Raw genomic sequence first — 16,317 nt, 5'->3', positions numbered from 1 at the left:
TCAAAGTCCCGTCTGCCCCTCCGGGCGACGACGGGACTTTGACGACAGACCCTAGCGGAGTACCGCCGCCAGCAGGTCGGTGCCCAGAGCGGTCAGGTCCGGCAGGTTGAGGCTGTAGCGGACGTACCGTCCCTCCCTGCGGGCCACGAGCAGGCCCGCGCGACGCAGGAGGGCGAGGTGGCGGGAGACCTCCGGCGGTGTCAGCTCCCAGGCGTGGGCCAGTTCGCCGTTCGTGTGCGGGCCGCGGGCCAGGGTGCGGAGCAGCCGCAGACGTGTCGGGTGGGAGAGGGCCTCCAGTCGGAGGGCGACCGTGTCCAGGGAGACGGGCTGCGACGGGCCCGGCTCGGCCACCGGGTACTGGACCACCGGCTGCCAGCCGGGGGCGTGGACCACCGCGAGGTGGGGCCGCCCGAAGACGCTGGGGATGAAGGTGACACCGGTGCCGTGGGCGTGCGTCACCTTGTCGAGCAGCTTGTCCACGAGGATGCCGTCGCCGTCGGGAGCCAGGCTGACCGCGCCGGAGACCGAGGCGAGGGCGTCGCCGGGTCCCTGCCGCTTCAGCAGGTCGTTCTTCAGCCGCAGGTCGGTGGCGAGCCGCACGGCGGCGTCGGCCCAGGCCGAATCGAAGAAGGCCTCGGCGCAGGCCTCCAGGGTCTCGCGGACACGTGCTCGTACCGCGGCGGGGTCCGCGAGCAGCCGCTCGGCGAAGGCTTCCTGGCGCGGGCCGCGGGCCTGGGCCAGGTCCAGGGCCAGATCGCGGGCGGCGGTGTCGCTGAGGGGCGACGGGCAGGTGAAGTGGACGCGGTTGCCGCACGTGGTGACCAGCGCGGCGGAGACGTACCTCTCGTCGTCGATCCGGTCCACGTCGTCCAGTTCTTCCCCGAGGGTCGGCCGGGGCCGGGCCGGGAGCATGAAGTCGGCCTGGGACGTACGCCAGAGGAACTCCGCCTCCCGCAGCCGGTCGGCCAGACCCGGCCGCAGCCCGGTCCACACATCGGCGGCCCATGCGGCGAACTCCGGATGGTGCTCCGGTTCGGCGAGCACGTGCAGCATCGCGGTCAGTTCGGCCAGCGGGGACGCGGCGAACCGCAGCCCCTCGGACGGCATACCGCCGATGTCGATCCTCAACGTCATCGGGACATCATCTCCGAGCCGCCGCGGAGCGCCGACGACTGTTGACGATCTCCGTCAACCGACGTGCCCGGCCCGGCCGCCGGACCCACTGTTCACCCCATGACAGCCACCAGCACCACCACGCCCCCCTCCTCCGCGCCCAAGGTCAGACCCCGCGCCCTCCTGCGTGCCTCCGGCGGCCCCCGTTACGCCGGCGCCCTGGCCGTCGACGCCCTCGGCACCGGTCTGCTGAGGCCCTTCCTCCTGCTCTACGGGGTGACGGTGCTCGGACTGTCGGCGTCGGCCACCGGTCTCGCCATGACGGCCGGCATCGTGATCGGCCTGCTGTGCGTGCCCGCGGTCGGGTGGTGGCTGGACCGGGGCGCCCGCAGCTCCGTCGTCGCCGCCGCGATGCTGGTCCGCGTGCTGGGCGTGGGCGTGCTGGTGGCGACCCCGTCCGGGCACGTCTGGCTGTTCGCCGCGGCGGCCCTCCTCCTGGGTATCGGCAACCAGGCGTGGCCGGCCGCCCATGCGGCCCTCGTCGCCACCCTCGCCCACGGGCGGGAACGCGACACCGCCCTCGCCGCGGGACGCGCCCTGCGCAACGCCGGTCTGGGGGCGGGGGCGCTCCTCGCCATGGTCTGCCTGGCGGGCGGGACCGCGGCCCTGCAGGCGCTCGCGGGGGTCACGGGCGTGGCGTACCTGGCGGCCGCCGTCCTGGCGTGGTCGGTGCGGGTGCGCGCGGAGGGGCCGGGGACGGGGGCGGACCGGTCCGCCTCCGCCGGAGCGGCGGGGCGGGAGGGAACGCCACCGCGCATGCGTGCCCTCCTGGCCGCGAACGTGGTGTACGTCTTCTGCCTCAACGTCCCCGAGATCGCGCTCCCGTTGGTCCTGCTGACGCAGCTGCACGCCTCGCCGGTGTGGTCCGCGGCGGTCTTCGTGACCAATACGGTGCTGGTGGTCACGCTCCAGGTCCCGGTCACCGTCCTGATGGCCCGCTACGCGCGGCGCACCGCGCTGGTCATCGCCGGCGTCGTCCTCGCCACCTCGTACCTCGGCTTCCTGGCGGTGACGCTTCTCGGCGAGGGCGACGGGCACGGGCGGGGCTGGGCCGCCGCGGGCATCGCGGCGGTCTCCGTCGTCTGCACCCTCGGCGAGATCGTCTACACCGGCAGCGCCACCGCCCTGGTGACGGCCCTCGCCCCGTCCCGGGCCCTGGGACGCACCCTGGCCCGCTTCGAGCTGTCCTCCGGCTTCGGGCTCGCCATCTCACCGGCCGTGATCACCGCCCTCGCGCCGCACGGCCCGACCGCCCTCTGGGGCACCCTGGCCGCGGCCACCCTCGTGTCCGCCTCGGCCGTCGCAGCCGAAGCGGAGCCCGCGGCGCAGACCGGGTGACGCGGCTCGCAGGGACGTCCACGGCTGCTGGTCGCGTGGCCGGTGGCCAGCGGCTTTCACTCAGCGTGTTTAACAGCTTGCAATCTGGTAACAACACGTGGTGACAGGTAGTCAGAACCGACGGAAGGAAAGAACATGGCCCTCGTCACCGTGCTCATTCTCGTCGCCGTCCTCACCTTCGTGGCCCTGCTGGCCCTCGCCCCCAGCGCCCCGGCGCGGCACAATCCCTTCCCCGGCCGACGCCGCCCGGACACCGGCCACCGTGCCGGCGTGCGCAGCCCGAAGGGCCTCCCCCGCCAGCGGGGCTTCCGGCACCAAGCCCGCTGAGGCCCGGTCGCCGTCCTTCGGCGGATTGAGTGCCGTGAACAGCCGCGTCTGCGGGTTCTCCACGAAGGCCCTGTTGCTCCGCCCGGTCGGCCAGGTGGATATCCCATCGTCCACCCATCGCGGGACGACGTGGTCCATGCCGTCAGACCCTGCCACAGTCGGAAACGGCCCCCGTCTTCTCCGGGTCGCTCGTACGGGGCCACCGCAGGCGGGGCACCGTAGGCGGGGCAGCCGGGCGCGGCATGGTGGGCGCGTCCGGCGGGTCGGGTGCCGGACGGGCCGGACGGGCCGGCCGGCCGGGGCGGTTCCCGGCCGGCGGCGTGGACGGATCAGTACAGCGAGACCTGGTACTTGGCGAGCGCCTCGGGGACGGGCTGGAAGAACGTCGTTCCTCCAGTACTGCAGTTGCCACTGCCGCCCGAGGTGATGCCGAGAGCCTTCGTGCCGTCGTACAGAGCGCCGCCGGAATCGCCGGGCTCGGCGCACACGTTCGTCTGGATCATCCCGCGAACCGTGCCGCCTCCGCTGTAGTGCACGGTCGCGTTCAGCGCGGTGACGGTTCCGCTCTTGGTGCCGGTGGTGGAGCCGCTGCGTTTGACCGGCTCACCGACGTACGCGGTGCCGGACGTGAAGCCGCCGGTGTGAGCGAGTGAGGTGTTGTCGTAGCGGACCAGGGCGTAGTCGCTGCCGGGGAAGGTGGAGGCCACGGTGGGTCCGATGACCGTACTCCCGGCGGAACTGGTGTACCAGGTGTTGACCACGTTGCCGCAGTGGCCGGCGGTGAGGAAGTAGTAGGTGCCGCCCTTGACGACGTTGAAGCCCAGCGAACAGCGGTACCCGCTCCCGTAGATGGCGTCGCCCGCGCCCAGGAGCCGGCTGAAGACGCCCGGGGTGCGTTCGATGCGCAGAGCGCCGGCGTCCGCACCCGCCGCCTTTCTGATCTTCGCGAGCCCGTCCGCGGAGACCGTGCTGTCGGCGGTCACCACCACACGCCCGGTGGCCTCCTCGACGTGCCATGCGGTGCCGGCGACATCCGCGTCGAGCACGGCCTGGTCGACGGCGGCGAGCCGCGCGGGACTGTAGGACGGGAGGGGGGCTGCTTCGGCCTGCGGCAGGGTGAACGCGGTGGCCGCGAGCAGTCCGGTGGCGAGAGCCGCGAGTCCGACTCGTCGGGCCCTGCCGGGGTGGGGCATGGAGCGCGTGATCCTCACTGGTCTCCTCCTCGGAGCGTGAGGCCCCGGGTGAGGGGCCTGTGAGGCGCCATGGGCAGTATGACGTGTTCCTGCCAAGCGCTGCTGCGGTGGAGTATGCGCACAGGAACCGGGGTCCACAAGGGCAGCCGCCATCATGGCTCGGCTCCGGCTGCAGCATCGGCTTCGCCGGCCCGGAGCAGGGCTCGCCGTCGCCGTCCTCCAGACCCGGCTGGCGGGCGGTCAGGAGAACACGGGCCTGCGGGCGGTCGCCGCCGAGATCCGCGCGGCGCTCGGGATCACCGCACTCCTGCGGGATTCCGCTGTCTGCCTGGTCGCGGTCCCCGGCCGACCTGCGGCCCGTTCACGGGCGCTCTGGATGGTCGGCGACCGTGCGCAGGGAGGGTAGGGCCCGGTCGGTGGCGTATTCCACGACCCGGGCGTCGACGAAACTCAGCTCCGTGTCCCCTTCCTTCGATCAAGGACACACTCGTCGCCAGCCCGGACGTACTGACCTCCCCCCAGCCTCCCCCTCGCCCCAGCCGCCGCGGGGAGCCGCCGCTGACACACCAGGTCGGGCACCAAACCATCCCACTTCACGGGAAGCCGGTGCCCGGCACCCGGGCCGCCAGGCGCAGGTCGGCCGGTGCTGCGGCGGTCAGCCGGCCGCCGCGGGCCCCGCCCCGAACGGCAGAACATCCCGGCTCCCCCACGCCGAGTCGAACCGCAGGGATGCCCAGGGCCGGCCGGGGCCAGATGCTCGCCACCTGCCGGGAAACGTCCGGGCGCAGCGGGACCGTGCGGTCGACCGGGCGCAGCCGGCCCGCCTGGTCGTAGTGGCCCAGGGTGCAATTCCGTGCCACCCGCTGACGTCGAGCATGAGGAGCGACAGCCGGTGTGCACCGGTTCGGGATGCGTTCAGGTCCGAAGCCGATGTACCTGAGAATGGGAGAACCTCGCGTCGGTTCCGGAACCTGTGAACCACACTGGGCTCAATGCACTCGCGAGGTGCTTCCCCGTCCGCGTACGGTCTGCCCATGACGAGGACGACGCCGGCCAGACCTGTGCCCGTGGTGGCTGTGTTCCCAGAGCTCGCCACCTATCGGGGCCGGACCACCCGACTGCACCCCAGGCCGGGGCGACCTGGCATGCGCGAGAGCCATGTCGGCGGGCCGATGCTGTGGCCGGCCGATGAGCCGTGGCCGGTCTGCCAGGAGCCCCACCAGCGCGAGACCGAGGGGTACGAGCCGGACGAGATCCGCAGTGCCCGGGCCGCGGGCGTCTGGCCGCGGAGCCGGCCGTGGCCGGGCTCCGGAACGCCCGGGGAAGACGGGCCGGTGCCGTTCGTAGGTCTCGCCCAGTTCTTCCGCCGGGACGTCCCGGCTCTGGCGGCCGGGCCCGACGGTGCGGATCTGGTACAGATCTTCCGCTGCCCGTTCAATCACGGTCCGTACCTGGAGCGCCGTTACCACCTGCGGTGGCGGCGGGCCGCAGAGACCGAGCGCGCGGAGCGCCGCCTCGCCGCCCCGCCCGAAGTGCCCATGCTGCGATGGGAGCACGAACTTCCCGAGCCGTGTGTCCTGCATCCGGAAGAGGTGGACACCTATCCCTGGGCGGAGGACGACACCCTGCCTGCCTCTCTGATCGCCCGCATCGACGCGTGGGACGACGCCCAGGCGGCGGAACACGGCCCTGAGGCCCCCAGCTACCAGTTCGACCTGTCGATCCCGCCCGGCTGGCGCGTGGGCGGCTTTCCCAGCTGGGCGTCGACGGGCCCGATGGCCGTCGACTGCGAATCCTGCTCGACCCCGATGCGACTGCTGCTGACCGCCGGCAGCGAAGAGATGGATGCCGGCTCGCACAGCTGGGTGCCCCTGGAGGACCGCGACCCGTCCCTGCGGGGGAAGGCCTCGATCCAGGGCGGCCCGTCCGTTGCCCAACCGACCCGGCTCCGCTTCGGCCGGGACCGGGACCTGCACGTCTTCACCTGCCCGTCCGACCCAGGCCACCCACCCCAATGGGTTCTCTCCTAGGGGGCGGTGAGGTAGTGGGAGCAGCTCTCGCTGACCAGCTGTGCCCATCGGTTGACGGTGTGGGCTGAATACCGGACAGGTCTGCCATCACCACCGGTGGGTTGTCGGCGATGGCTTCGATCATGGCCGTATTGCGGGCTTCTCGGTCCGGAAGACCGTGGTGCCTGAGCGTATCGGCGAGGCCCAGAGGGTTACGAGGACAGCCGGGGCTCTGTCCCGGAAGCGGGTATGTTCGTCGGCAATTGGGCTACTCGTACGGGACGTACCTCGGCGCGGTGTACTCCCAGATGTTCCCGGAGCGCACCGACCGGTTCGTCCTGGACAGCGGCGTGGACCCGGGGCGTGTCTGGCGCGGCATGATCCAGGCGTGGGGGACCGAAGCCGAGCCCGCCTTCGAACGGTGGACGCGGTGGGCGGCGGAGCGCTCGGACACCTATGGGCTCGGGGCCACGCCGGAGGCGGTCTCGGCCACCTTCTGGGCGCTGGTCGCCCGGGCCGACCGGGACCCGATCATCCACTACGGGGAGAAGATGACGGGTGACGACCTCAGGGCCGACCCGTCGCCCGGCGTGCAGTCACCGCTCGGCGGCGTCCGGGTCGCCCGCCCGGGCGTCGACGCGGGAGGGGTGTCGGAGGGTCCGGTCGCCGTTCCCGCCAGCAACGTCACCGCCGTGTACTGGGCCGTGGTGTGCGGGGACACGGACAGCCGGCCCCGCGATCCGGAGCAGTACGCGCGGGACGCGGCGCGGGACAAAGTGCGGCACCCGCTGTACGGGGACTTCGCGTCGAACATCAAACCGTGCGCCTTCTGGCAGCGGCCGCTGGAGCCCGCCACGCCCATGAAGACCCGGGCCGATGTCCTGACCGTGCAGAACGAGTGGGATCCGATGACCCCGCTCGGCACCGGCCACGGGCTGCACCAGGCGCTCAAGGGGTCGCGGATGGTGCGCTGGCGCTGGGGGGTGAGGGGCACGGTGTGTATCTCCCCAACCCCACGGCCTGCGCCAACATACCCGTGAACGCCTACCTGTCGACGGGACGGCTGCCCGCGAAGGACGTGACCTGCCACAACCCGCCGCCCACCCCGGATCCGGAGGGTGCCGGAGCCCGCTGACGACAGGGCCCGGCCGCCCGGCCCCGCTGCCATCGGCTGAACCAGGGCAAGCGGTCAGCCGCGAGCCCTGTCCACAAGGCGTGGCAGCAGCAGACTTTCGCCGCCCTCGCGCAGACCCCGCCAATGGTGACGCCGGAGAAGTACGAGCGGTGGATGATCCGCGACTGCGCACGCTGCAGCTGTCGAGCCTCGAGTCCGCCGAGTTGTCAGACGTCCAATCTGCCCAACCCAATCTGCCCAACCTGCTACGAACGCGCCCTGCGTACCCGCGGCCGTGGAGCCGGCCGGACCGCCGCCGATGGCGAGCGCGTGGGTCCGTTGCCGCGCATGTGGGCTCCTTCAAGCCGGTACACCCCCGCCACTGTCACCGTAGGTGAAACAATCGTTGCCATGAAGAGCGAGAAGCGGCAATCCGCCTCCGTCCGGGCCTTACCGGCGGGCAGTGCACCCTCCTTGCGTGTCGACGGCCGTCTGCCCGGGGTCAGGGTGGGTGTGGAGGAGGAGTACCTCCTGGTGGACCCAACGTCGCGGCAGTTAAGCCCCCGCGCGGACAAGGTCGTTGCCGAAGCTGCGGCCGCACTCGATGACCGCGTCAGCACTGAACTGACCGGCTACCAGGTCGAGGTCCGCACCCAACCCCACACCAGTCTGGACGACCTGCGCGAGGACCTGCGCCACACCCGCCGCGCCGTCGCACACGCCGCGGAACGCCTGGGGCTACGTGTCATCTCCAGCGGGACTCCGCTCATGGGCCAGCACACTCCCCCACCGCTGACCGCCGGGAAACGTTACGCCCAGAGCCTGGCCACCTTCCGCGCCCTGGACCACGAGCAGACCGTGTGCGCCTGCCACATCCACGTCGAGATCCCCGACCTGGCCACCGCGCTCGCCGTCAGCAACCACCTGCGGCCCTGGCTCCCGACGCTCATCGCGCTGAGCGGGAACTCGCCGTACTGGGACGGCCAGGACACCGGCTACAACAGCTGGCGGACCCTGACCTGGGGTAGGTGGCCCGTCGCCGGTCCCCCTCCCTACTTCGAGTCCGTCGCCCACTTCGAAGACCTCGTCGGCCGTCTCATCGCCAGCCACACGCTCCTGGACCGCGGGGGCCTGTACTGGGACATCCGCCCCTCCCACCACGTGCCCACCCTCGAAGTCCGCGTCACCGACGCAGCCCCCACCATCGACGACACCCTGCTCCTCGCCGCCGCCGTCAAAGGCCTGGCCACCACCGCCCTCAACGCCGTGCGGGACGGGCAGGCCGGCCCGCGGACGGAGCCGGAGATGCTGCGGGCGGCGTACTGGCGCGCCGCCCGCGACGGAGTCCGGGGCCAGAGCCTCGACCTGCACACCGGCAAGCTCCAGCCCGCGCCCCTGCACATCGACCGGCTGTGGAACTGCGTCCTGCCCGCTCTTGCCCCTGATGACCTCGTCTGCGTCCGGGCGGCCCGGCAACGCCTGGCCGGACAGGGAAACGGGGCGGACCGGCAACGGGCGGCCTACCGCCACCGCCACCGCCTCGACGACGTCGTCGACTACCTGATCCGGCAAATGACCCACTTCCGGCGGGTCAGCGAAGAACCCTTGGCCGCGGCCACCGAATGAGGGCCCGGGCCCAGGGCCGGCCGCTCGAAGTCCTCGATGCCGGTGGAGCGCCGTACGGTGAGCCTGGCCAGGACGAACGGCCGTCCGGAGATGGCCCGCCGACGCGGTCTGGACCGGTCGGGGGGATCGGCAGGCTCGCGGCCCCACTGTTCACCGACCGTCAAGTAAGGGCCGGTCGAGCGGGGTCCTCGGCCGCGTCGCCGATGGCGTCGATGATGGTGCGGGCCCACTCGGCCGGAGGCGGCGTGGCGGTCAGGAGGCCGGCGAGACGGGCGCTGTGCGCCCTGCGTTGTTCGGCTGGCATCGCGAGGGCGAGGCGCAGTTTCTCGACGAGGTCGTGTGGGGAGTGCGGGTCGGTGAGGAGGGCCTGGTCCTTGAGGTAGTCGGCGGCGCCGGCGTGGCGCGAGAGGATCAGCACGCCTGTCCGTCCGGTTGCCGTCTGGGCGGTGAGGTACTCCTGGGCGGTGAGGTTCATGCCGTCGGCCAGGGAGGTCACCCAGAAGACGTCGGCTGCGAGGTAGTGGTCGCAGACCTCTTCGAAGGGGAGGGTGCGGGGGATGTACTCGACCGGCTCCCATCCTCGTGTGCGTAGGCGTCCGTTGAGGTCGGTGATGGCTCGCTCGAGTTCGGTGCGGGTGTTGTCGTAGGCGCGGATGCCCGGCTCGGGCGGCGGGCACACGAGCCGGTAGCGCAGGCGTCCGCGGAGGTCGGGTTGCTGGTCCAGGAGCCGGGCCAGGGCGTGGATCTTGTGTACGGGGGCTTTGGCGTAGTCGAGGCGTTCCACGGACAGGATGAGCGCGGTCTCCGGCTGGGGTGCGGCGGGGCGGGAGCGGGCGAGGGTGGCGACGGCGTGCCGGTCGATGCCCAAGGGGTGGACACCGATGCGGGGTATGCGGGGGGCGTCGGCCAGCAGGGTGCGGAAGTTTCTGGCGAACGCGGCGGTGTGGAAGCCGGCCCAGTCCAGTTGTGCGAGGGAGGCGCGCAGTTGCTCCGCTGCGGGAAGGGTCTGGAACGTTTGCGGGTCGGGGAAGGGGGTGTGGTGGAACAGCCCTACGGCCAGATCGGGTCGCTGGTTTTTGAGCAGGGCGGGGACGAGCCAGAGGTTGTAGTCGTGCAGCCACACCGTTGCGCCGTGTTCGGCGTGGGCGCTGACGTGCTGTGCAAACGCGGCGTTGACGGCTTCGTAGTCCGCCCAGTGGGCCGCATCGTGGCGGATGAGGTGCGGTTGGGCGGTCAGGGCGGGCCAGAGCGTCTCTTTGCAGGCGCGGTGGAAGTAGCCGGCCCATTGGGCGGTCGGTAGGGGAAGGAGGGCCAGGGGCAGGCTGGTGGGGATGGTGGCCACGGTGGAAGCGTCCTCGGTCGTGGCAGCGGCCCATACGGCGTCCAGCCTTCCCTCGGTGTCGGCCCCCAGGGCGGACATCAGGGTCGGGAGGATTCCGTTGGGGCTTGCCGGCTGCTGCCAGCGTCCCTGGTGGTGCTGCCACGGCGGGCGGTGGTAGCCGATGACCACCCGTCTGGGGCGCTGCACCCAGCCGAGCCGTTCCAGTGTGTGCAGTACGGCGGCGGCTCCGTCGAGCGGTGGATGGTGGACCAGCCGGTCGGAGGCCACGTGCGCGACCAGTGCGGGTTCTGCGTTGCCGACGACGACGCCGTGCGTGCCGAGACGGAAGAGTGAGAGGTCGTTGAGTGAGTCTCCGGCCACGAGTACGTGTGTGCTCTGCCAGTCGAGGCGGTGCATGAGTTCCCGCAGGGCCGGGCCCTTGCCCGCCCGCGGGGGAAGGACGTCGAAGTACCGGTCCGCGGAGTAGGTCCAGGTGCATCCCATGGCCTGAACGGCCGCCTTGATCTCCTCCGACAGGTCCTCCGGGGACAGGTAGTAGGAGCACCGTCCCTGCTGTGTCACACCGTGCTGGTCAACGAGTTGCGGGAACCGGTCCAGCGCTGCCCGGACGCGCCGGCGTCCCGGCCAGCCGCTGCGCAGTGCCCTCTCGTGCACCTCGCAATGGCTCATGTCGGCTGTGTCGATGATGCTCGCCCCGACGTCCGCGATGATCCAGCGCGGCCAGGGGGCCAGGGCTTCCTCGGCCAGTAGGGCCTGCACCGAGGCAAGGCTGCGTCCGGTCGCGTAGACCACGGTGATGTGCGGATGCCGGTCGAGGGCGTGCGCAAGTCGGCGGCGGCTGTCCTCATCGCCCGCCAGAAGGGTGCCGTCGAGATCGGTGACCAGCACTCTTTCACCCGAGGTGGGGCCGAGCGGGTACCGGCCGGCGTGTGGGCGTGCCGTGGCCGTACTTCCCATGACTGATCCTTCCTACGGCCCCGAGTCGGAGGAGCTGGGAGGGGATGTCACCAGGCAGGGTCGTGGGTCACCGGGTCGATCACGGCGCCGTCGCACGAGGCGGGACGGGAAGGGGCCGTGGGCGTGGGGGCGCTGGATTCGATTCCACAGGCGCGCTGGACGGCCCGCAGGGCCCGGCCGAGCCTCGCCGCATGCACGTCGTGACTGGCCAGCAGGCGATCGATGGTCTCGCTGGGGGTGTCGGCGGCGCAGCCGAGCAGTTCGTCGAGGAGACGGGAGGGGACCACGTCGCCTTGCGGCGCGAGCACCGGCACGGTGTCCGGGCCGTGCGGGATGCTGAAGTCGAAGGAGACCTCCCCGTCGCCGGCGTCCCGGCCGGCGGGCCGCATGACCGAGGGCTCCTGCGTCACTGTGACGTGGACGTGGGTGTACCCGTGGCGGGCCCGTATGTGTTCGCTCTTCGATGACACGGCGATACCCCATTTCCTGACCACCGGGCAGCCTCTCCACTCTCGCCCGCGGTCGGACCACGGGCATCTCTGATGCTGCCGTTGGAGTGACCTGTCCCCTCGCCGCCGAAGCGTCTGCCGGAGGCCAGACGCGGTCCGCGTCCCGTTGCGTCACACGGCCTCCCTCACAGTTGCCCCTCCTTCTTCCAGGGTCGGCCGGACCCCGCCGGCCAGACGGCAGTCCTGCGACCGCTTGGTGGATCGGCACCATGGCGGTGCCAGCCGCACCACGAACAGCACCTACTGGTGGGCGTACGACGGCACCCACATCTACGGCGCGGAGAGCAAGACCGTGCCGGCCGAGCAGACCTACTGGACCGACCAGAGCGGCTTCCTCGCCGGCAAGAGCAAGGGCGGCCCGGCCAGACCTGGACCCTCGCCTCCTGGACACCGCCCGTCGAGCTGCCGGGGAGGGGTTGACGCCGGCGGAGCGGCGCGGTGCCATGGGTCTGGTTGGAGGGGGTGTGCGGTGGCCGACGAGGATGGCGACGTCGAGGGTCGGAGTGATGAGGGGGACGGTGATCGGCCGGATCCCCCACAGGTCCCCTATCGTCCAGGGCCCGAGGACCATTTCTGGGTGGCGGTGCTCGTGCTGATCGTGGTGGTCCTCTTCCTGGTCGGCCTCCTGTCCAACGTGGACATGGACACCGGGCCCGCGAACCAGGATTGGAACACCGTCTGGCGCTGATCGGGTGAGCTCGCCATCGAGGACCGAGTCGGGCGGCAAACTACCGTTCGGAAGCCTACCTGGGATCGTCGCTTTCCCAGGGATAGACGAAGAGGCCGGGCTGGATGCCCCATGCCGTGAGCACGGTGTTCAGCTCAGACTCGTCCGCGACGTCGGCGGACCCGATGAGGCCTGAGCCGATGTCGTAGTCGAAACCATCCATGCGTTCACGGTCGTACTCCCAGTGATCAAGCCGGAAGCTACGTTCAACGTCGCTGCGGACCCATCCCTCGGCCTGAGCCTGGGCATCGGGCGCGCTCTGTGCGGGGCGGATGTCCACGAATGCGCGGCGGTCCGGCCGCGATGCCGGGACTTCCGCGACCAGCCTTCTGCCGAGTCGCAGCGCGGTCAGTTTGTCCGTCGGCCAGTCCGATCCGTCATTCATGAGGCTCATTCTGTTCATGCCCGTTGCGGGGCTGAGGAGCGGGGTTGAGGAGGTCTCTGGGCTCGTCTCCGCCGCCTCTGCAAGGCCCTGATGCGCCCCGACGCGTACGTACGCATCGTCCGTCGGCATGACCGCGGCGCGAGCCGGCGCCTCGGACGGCGATGCCGCTCGCCCCGCCCCCACGGCCTGATCCCGTGCGGGGTACCGCCGGCGGCCCCGTAGGCTCGCCGGAATGGAAGCCCGTATCCCGCCCGTGCTCCTCCTGCCCGCGCCCCGTACCTCTACCGCCGAACTCCTCGCCCGCGCAGCGGCCTGGCGCGGCTACGACGTGGCCGAGCGCGCGGCACACGCCGAGGGGCGCCAGGTGCACTGGTACGGAGGCCCCCGTGCGGCCGCCCGCGTGGCCGGCCCGCTGGACCTCGGGCTGCTCGAACCGGCCGACGACTGGCTGACGCGCGTACCGCGCCCCCTCCTGCGGCGCTCCGTACGGCTCACCACCCTCGCCGAGGCCCGGACGCTGCGGGAGCGGGTCTTCGTCAAACCGCCCTCGGCCAAGCTGGACCTGCTGCCCGCCGCCGTCCACCAGGACGGGACCGGCCTGCCCGGCGGGCTCGACGGCGCCACGCCGGTTCTCGTCAGCGGGGTGGTGGAGTTCGCCGCCGAGTACCGGCTGTTCGTCCTCGACGGCGAGGCCGTCGCCGGCAGCCGCTACGCCGTCCACGGACGCCTCGACCCGGCGCCGCTGGACGCGGAAAGCCGCGCCTTCGGCCGCACCGTCCTGGAGGCCACGGCCGCCGGCCTGCCCAGCGCGGTGTGCCTGGACATCGGCCTGCTCTCCGACGGCGGCTGGGCGGTGGTCGAGGCCAACATGACCTGGTTCGCCCACTGTTACGCCGCCGAACCGGACCGCGTCCTCGACGTGGTGCTCCGCGCCGCCGGCCCCCTCGCCGCGGTCGCCGACCGCGACCGGCCGCACCTGAGGGGCTCCGGGGCCGCCCCCGGACCGGTCTGGCGGCTGACCGCCCACCGCCACCGGCCCATTCGCCGTGGACTGTCAGCGCCGGCTCCTAGGGTCTGTCGTCAAAGTCCCGTCGTGCCCGGAGGGCGGCCCCGCGGCGTCTGGTGCGTGCTCTCGGTGCGCCGGGCGCAAGACCTCGTACTGGGCGTACTCGGTCTTGCCCCCGGTGCGGCGAGAGTGCGTGCCTGGGGGCACCTCCCAGCGGTAGCTGGGGGAGCGTCGCGGGGCAGACGGGACTTTGACGACAGACCCTAGGATCGACGTCATGCGCGAGTACTTCACGGTGGGCGGCGACGGACTCCGGCGGCCCGGGGAAGCCGCTCCTCGCCCTTCACCGGCATCTGGGCCTCGGCCCGGTGCCGGTGAAGGGGCACGCACCGGGCGGGGTGAAACCTGCCGGTTCGCCTCCCGGCACACCGACAGGATCGAACGGCTGATCGTGGAGGACATCGGCGCGGTTCCTGGTGGTTCGCGCAACGGACAGTCGGGAGTTGACGGCCGATCATGCCCGGACCATGATCGTCCTCCACAACGGCCGCGCCCGCCCGGTGGAGCTGACCGACGGTCACGTCGTGCACCACGACGCCCGGAACGGTTCGCCGCCACCGTCACCGCCTTCCTGGCGGAAGGCCGCTGAAGAACCAGGGAGATCCCGTGAACCAGCACTCCATACCCGGCGCGCCCGAAGGCTTCACCGCCTTCGGTATCGACGCCGACTGGCCGCAGTCACGGCAGGTCACGGGGCACGGCCACAATCGGGGCAGCGGCGACGCCCATGTGCACCTGTGGTACGGCTCTCCGCACTTCGACCCCCAGGTCGAACACGTCACGGTCTCCTCCGCCTCCCCCGGCAACGCGGAGGTGGAGGAGACCCTGCAGCGGAGTTTCGAGGACTACTTCCGCACCGACGAGGACCCCCGCAGCAGCCTGCCCGCCCCCGAACCCGTCACCATGACCGCGGACGGGAAGCCCGTGGTGTTCGAGCTCTGGCGCGACGGCGGAAACCGCTGCTGGGTGGCGCGGGGACGGGTCGGGACGACGGAAGTGGTCCTGTCCGGCTCCGGGATCGATCCCGAGGGACTCGGCCTGGTCCACGTCAGTGACCTGGCCTGCTTCTTGAACCCCTTCGGATTCCTCGGCTGAGCCCCCCGGCGGCGGCGCTCGGCCGATGTCCGCGGACGCGGACGCGGAAGGCCGTCAGCCCGTGCGCCCACCCGCCGCCAGGCTTGCTTGACCTCCCTGAGCATGCTCACGGTTGGCCTGGGTGCGGGGCCCTGCGGACGGGTCAGAACGGCGGCGCCGGGTTGGCCGACAGGTCGGCGAGCCATGCGGTGTACGCGGCCCGGCGGGGGCAGTCGGCGGTGGAGCGGGGTGTGGCCTGGCAACCGTCAGGCCGGCAGCCACCGGGCCGGTCGTCAGGCTGACGGGCGGCGTGCCGGTGGTGGGGATCCGGGCGGGGCGTGAGGGCCGCTGATATCTGCGCCATACGGCAGTCGGGCAGCGCGTCGCGGTTGGCCGGGTTGCGGAAGGAGTACGTCCCGTCGTCGGTGCGTACGCCGTGGTCGTCGGTACTCCACCGGGACGGGTCGGCCATGCCCTGGCGGCGCAGCACGGCCGCGGCGAGCCTGCCCGGCTCCGCGACGGCCAGGCGGTCGCGCAGGCAGGCCGCGAGGCGCTTCCCCGCGGCGGACGGCGGGATGGTGTCCCCGAGGGCGGGCAGCAGCAGGAGCAGCCGGGTGTCGGGGTCGGTCGTGGTGCCGCCGGGCAGGCCGTTGTCGGCCGCGCCGGCGAGTTCCTCCCAGGACAGGCCCGGTCCCCGCCAGTGCCCGGCGTCCCGGGCGAGGACTTCGGCCTCCGCCCAGTCGGGGTGGTGGACCGCGTAGTCGACCCCGGGGTCTTCGGCGGCGTTCCGGTAGACGACGTGCAGACGGAGCCCGTCCGTGAGCGGGACCGTGAACACCGGCTGGTCGTTTCCGGCCCACAGCCGGCGCGCGAACGTGCGGTCGGCGAGGGGGTCGTGGGTTCCCAGCCAGGAGCTGGGTATCGCCTCCCGCAGGCAGGCGCTCAGGTGCTGCCGCCAGAACCGGGGCTCCTGGAGGAGCTCAGGGCGGTGGGCCAAGGGGCCGGGGTCGCCGGGGAACAGGCGGGTCGGGTGCAGATCGGGGAGCGCGGACATACGACCATGCTCGTACACGGGTCCGACAACGGGGGCCGGGGCCTCCGGCGCGGCGTCCGCCGGTCTGGTCGAGGAGCACCTCGTGGCACGTCTGGCGCCCCTGGCGGGCCGGTGCTTCGTACGCCTCGAACCGGTGGGTCCCGGAGGGTGACGCCGCCCGTACATTTCTGGGTGGGCGCGAGGACCGACGTCGCCGGCGCTCAGTACCTGTTCGGGGCCCGTACAGGCCATCGCTTCCGACACTCGCGACCCGGCAGCAGCGGGTCCAGCGCCGCCACGGCGACCGACAAGCTCGCCGCGAACGCCGGGTCTCACTGATGGTGGCGGTGTGGGGGCCCCCCGCGGGGGGGGGGGCGGCCGCGGGGGGGGGGGCGCCGCCCCAACAGAACGAGAACGGCCCCGGCGCCCCCCCGCCCCCCCCAC

General features: G+C 72.1%; 16 protein-coding genes. 9 read left to right on the top strand and 7 right to left on the bottom strand.

Annotated features, from left to right (window positions below; all coding sequences use genetic code 11):
• Positions 1 to 51: 51 nt before the first annotated feature.
• Entirely contained in the window at positions 52 to 1,134 is a 1,083-nt protein-coding gene (locus AB0F18_RS33890; RefSeq protein ID WP_362067653.1) for a helix-turn-helix domain-containing protein, read from the bottom strand.
• Positions 1,135 to 1,233: 99 nt separating this feature from the next.
• Between AB0F18_RS33890 and AB0F18_RS33885 the strand changes: the two genes are divergently transcribed.
• Both AB0F18_RS33885 and AB0F18_RS33880 read left to right on the top strand, forming a co-directional pair.
• Complete coding sequence (locus tag AB0F18_RS33885) at positions 1,234 to 2,511, top strand: MFS transporter (RefSeq protein WP_362067651.1); 1,278 nt, start codon at positions 1,234 to 1,236, stop codon at positions 2,509 to 2,511.
• Between the two features lie 135 nt (positions 2,512 to 2,646).
• Positions 2,647 to 2,838, top strand: coding sequence for a hypothetical protein (locus tag AB0F18_RS33880; protein ID WP_362067649.1), 192 nt, complete (start codon positions 2,647 to 2,649; stop codon positions 2,836 to 2,838).
• A gap of 329 nt (positions 2,839 to 3,167) precedes the next feature.
• Here the strand turns inward: AB0F18_RS33880 and AB0F18_RS33875 are convergent, their stop codons facing one another.
• Positions 3,168 to 4,049, bottom strand: coding sequence for a S1 family peptidase (locus AB0F18_RS33875; RefSeq protein WP_362067647.1), 882 nt, complete (start codon positions 4,047 to 4,049; stop codon positions 3,168 to 3,170).
• 136 nt (positions 4,050 to 4,185) lie between these two features.
• Between AB0F18_RS33875 and AB0F18_RS33870 the strand changes: the two genes are divergently transcribed.
• The gene (locus tag AB0F18_RS33870) at positions 4,186 to 4,437 is read left to right on the top strand and encodes a hypothetical protein (protein ID WP_362067645.1); all 252 of its coding nucleotides are present in this window, start codon (positions 4,186 to 4,188) and stop codon (positions 4,435 to 4,437) included.
• A gap of 187 nt (positions 4,438 to 4,624) precedes the next feature.
• Here AB0F18_RS33870 and AB0F18_RS33865 read toward each other — a convergent pair whose 3' ends face one another.
• Positions 4,625 to 4,891 (bottom strand): hypothetical protein, encoded by a 267-nt coding sequence (locus tag AB0F18_RS33865; RefSeq protein ID WP_362067643.1) that lies wholly within the window; start codon positions 4,889 to 4,891, stop codon positions 4,625 to 4,627.
• 201 nt (positions 4,892 to 5,092) lie between these two features.
• Here AB0F18_RS33865 and AB0F18_RS33860 point away from each other — a divergent pair, with 201 nt between their 5' ends.
• From AB0F18_RS33860 to AB0F18_RS33845, 4 genes are all read left to right on the top strand, one after another.
• Positions 5,093 to 6,061 carry a hypothetical protein gene (locus tag AB0F18_RS33860; RefSeq protein ID WP_362067657.1) on the top strand — a complete coding sequence of 323 codons (969 nt, stop codon included), beginning with the start codon at positions 5,093 to 5,095 and terminating at the stop codon, positions 6,059 to 6,061.
• Positions 6,062 to 6,303: 242 nt separating this feature from the next.
• Positions 6,304 to 7,080 carry an alpha/beta hydrolase gene (locus AB0F18_RS33855; RefSeq protein ID WP_362067641.1) on the top strand — a complete coding sequence of 259 codons (777 nt, stop codon included), beginning with the start codon at positions 6,304 to 6,306 and terminating at the stop codon, positions 7,078 to 7,080.
• A complete protein-coding gene (locus tag AB0F18_RS33850) occupies positions 7,038 to 7,175 on the top strand; it encodes a hypothetical protein (RefSeq protein ID WP_362067639.1) in 138 nt (45 codons plus the stop codon). The genes AB0F18_RS33855 and AB0F18_RS33850 overlap by 43 nt, the downstream gene beginning before the upstream one ends.
• A gap of 486 nt (positions 7,176 to 7,661) precedes the next feature.
• Positions 7,662 to 8,780 carry a glutamate--cysteine ligase gene (locus AB0F18_RS33845; RefSeq protein ID WP_362067655.1) on the top strand — a complete coding sequence of 373 codons (1,119 nt, stop codon included), beginning with the start codon at positions 7,662 to 7,664 and terminating at the stop codon, positions 8,778 to 8,780.
• A 160-nt stretch (positions 8,781 to 8,940) separates the two neighbouring features.
• Here the strand turns inward: AB0F18_RS33845 and AB0F18_RS33840 are convergent, their stop codons facing one another.
• From AB0F18_RS33840 to AB0F18_RS33830, 3 genes are all read right to left on the bottom strand, one after another.
• On the bottom strand, positions 8,941 to 11,079 hold the full coding sequence (locus tag AB0F18_RS33840; protein ID WP_362067637.1) for an HAD-IIB family hydrolase: 2,139 nt from the start codon (positions 11,077 to 11,079) through the stop codon (positions 8,941 to 8,943).
• A gap of 47 nt (positions 11,080 to 11,126) precedes the next feature.
• Positions 11,127 to 11,549: a hypothetical protein gene (locus AB0F18_RS33835; protein WP_362067635.1), complete on the bottom strand. Its 423-nt coding sequence runs from the start codon at positions 11,547 to 11,549 to the stop codon at positions 11,127 to 11,129.
• Positions 11,550 to 12,331: 782 nt separating this feature from the next.
• The gene (locus AB0F18_RS33830) at positions 12,332 to 12,700 is read right to left on the bottom strand and encodes a hypothetical protein (protein WP_362067633.1); all 369 of its coding nucleotides are present in this window, start codon (positions 12,698 to 12,700) and stop codon (positions 12,332 to 12,334) included.
• 232 nt (positions 12,701 to 12,932) lie between these two features.
• On the opposite strand from AB0F18_RS33830, the gene AB0F18_RS33825 reads away from it, so the two are divergent.
• A complete protein-coding gene (locus AB0F18_RS33825; RefSeq protein ID WP_362067631.1) occupies positions 12,933 to 13,973 on the top strand; it encodes an ATP-grasp domain-containing protein in 1,041 nt (346 codons plus the stop codon).
• Between the two features lie 399 nt (positions 13,974 to 14,372).
• On the top strand, positions 14,373 to 14,861 hold the full coding sequence (locus tag AB0F18_RS33820) for a hypothetical protein (RefSeq protein ID WP_362067629.1): 489 nt from the start codon (positions 14,373 to 14,375) through the stop codon (positions 14,859 to 14,861).
• A gap of 142 nt (positions 14,862 to 15,003) precedes the next feature.
• On the opposite strand, the gene AB0F18_RS33815 is transcribed toward AB0F18_RS33820, so the two are convergent.
• Positions 15,004 to 15,894: a hypothetical protein gene (locus AB0F18_RS33815; RefSeq protein WP_362067627.1), complete on the bottom strand. Its 891-nt coding sequence runs from the start codon at positions 15,892 to 15,894 to the stop codon at positions 15,004 to 15,006.
• Positions 15,895 to 16,317: the final 423 nt, after the last annotated feature.

It is taken from the genome of Streptomyces sp. NPDC029216 (assembly GCF_040648015.1).
In the GTDB taxonomy this organism is placed as follows: domain Bacteria; phylum Actinomycetota; class Actinomycetes; order Streptomycetales; family Streptomycetaceae; genus Streptomyces.
This window is presented reverse-complemented; position numbering and strand designations above follow the sequence as displayed.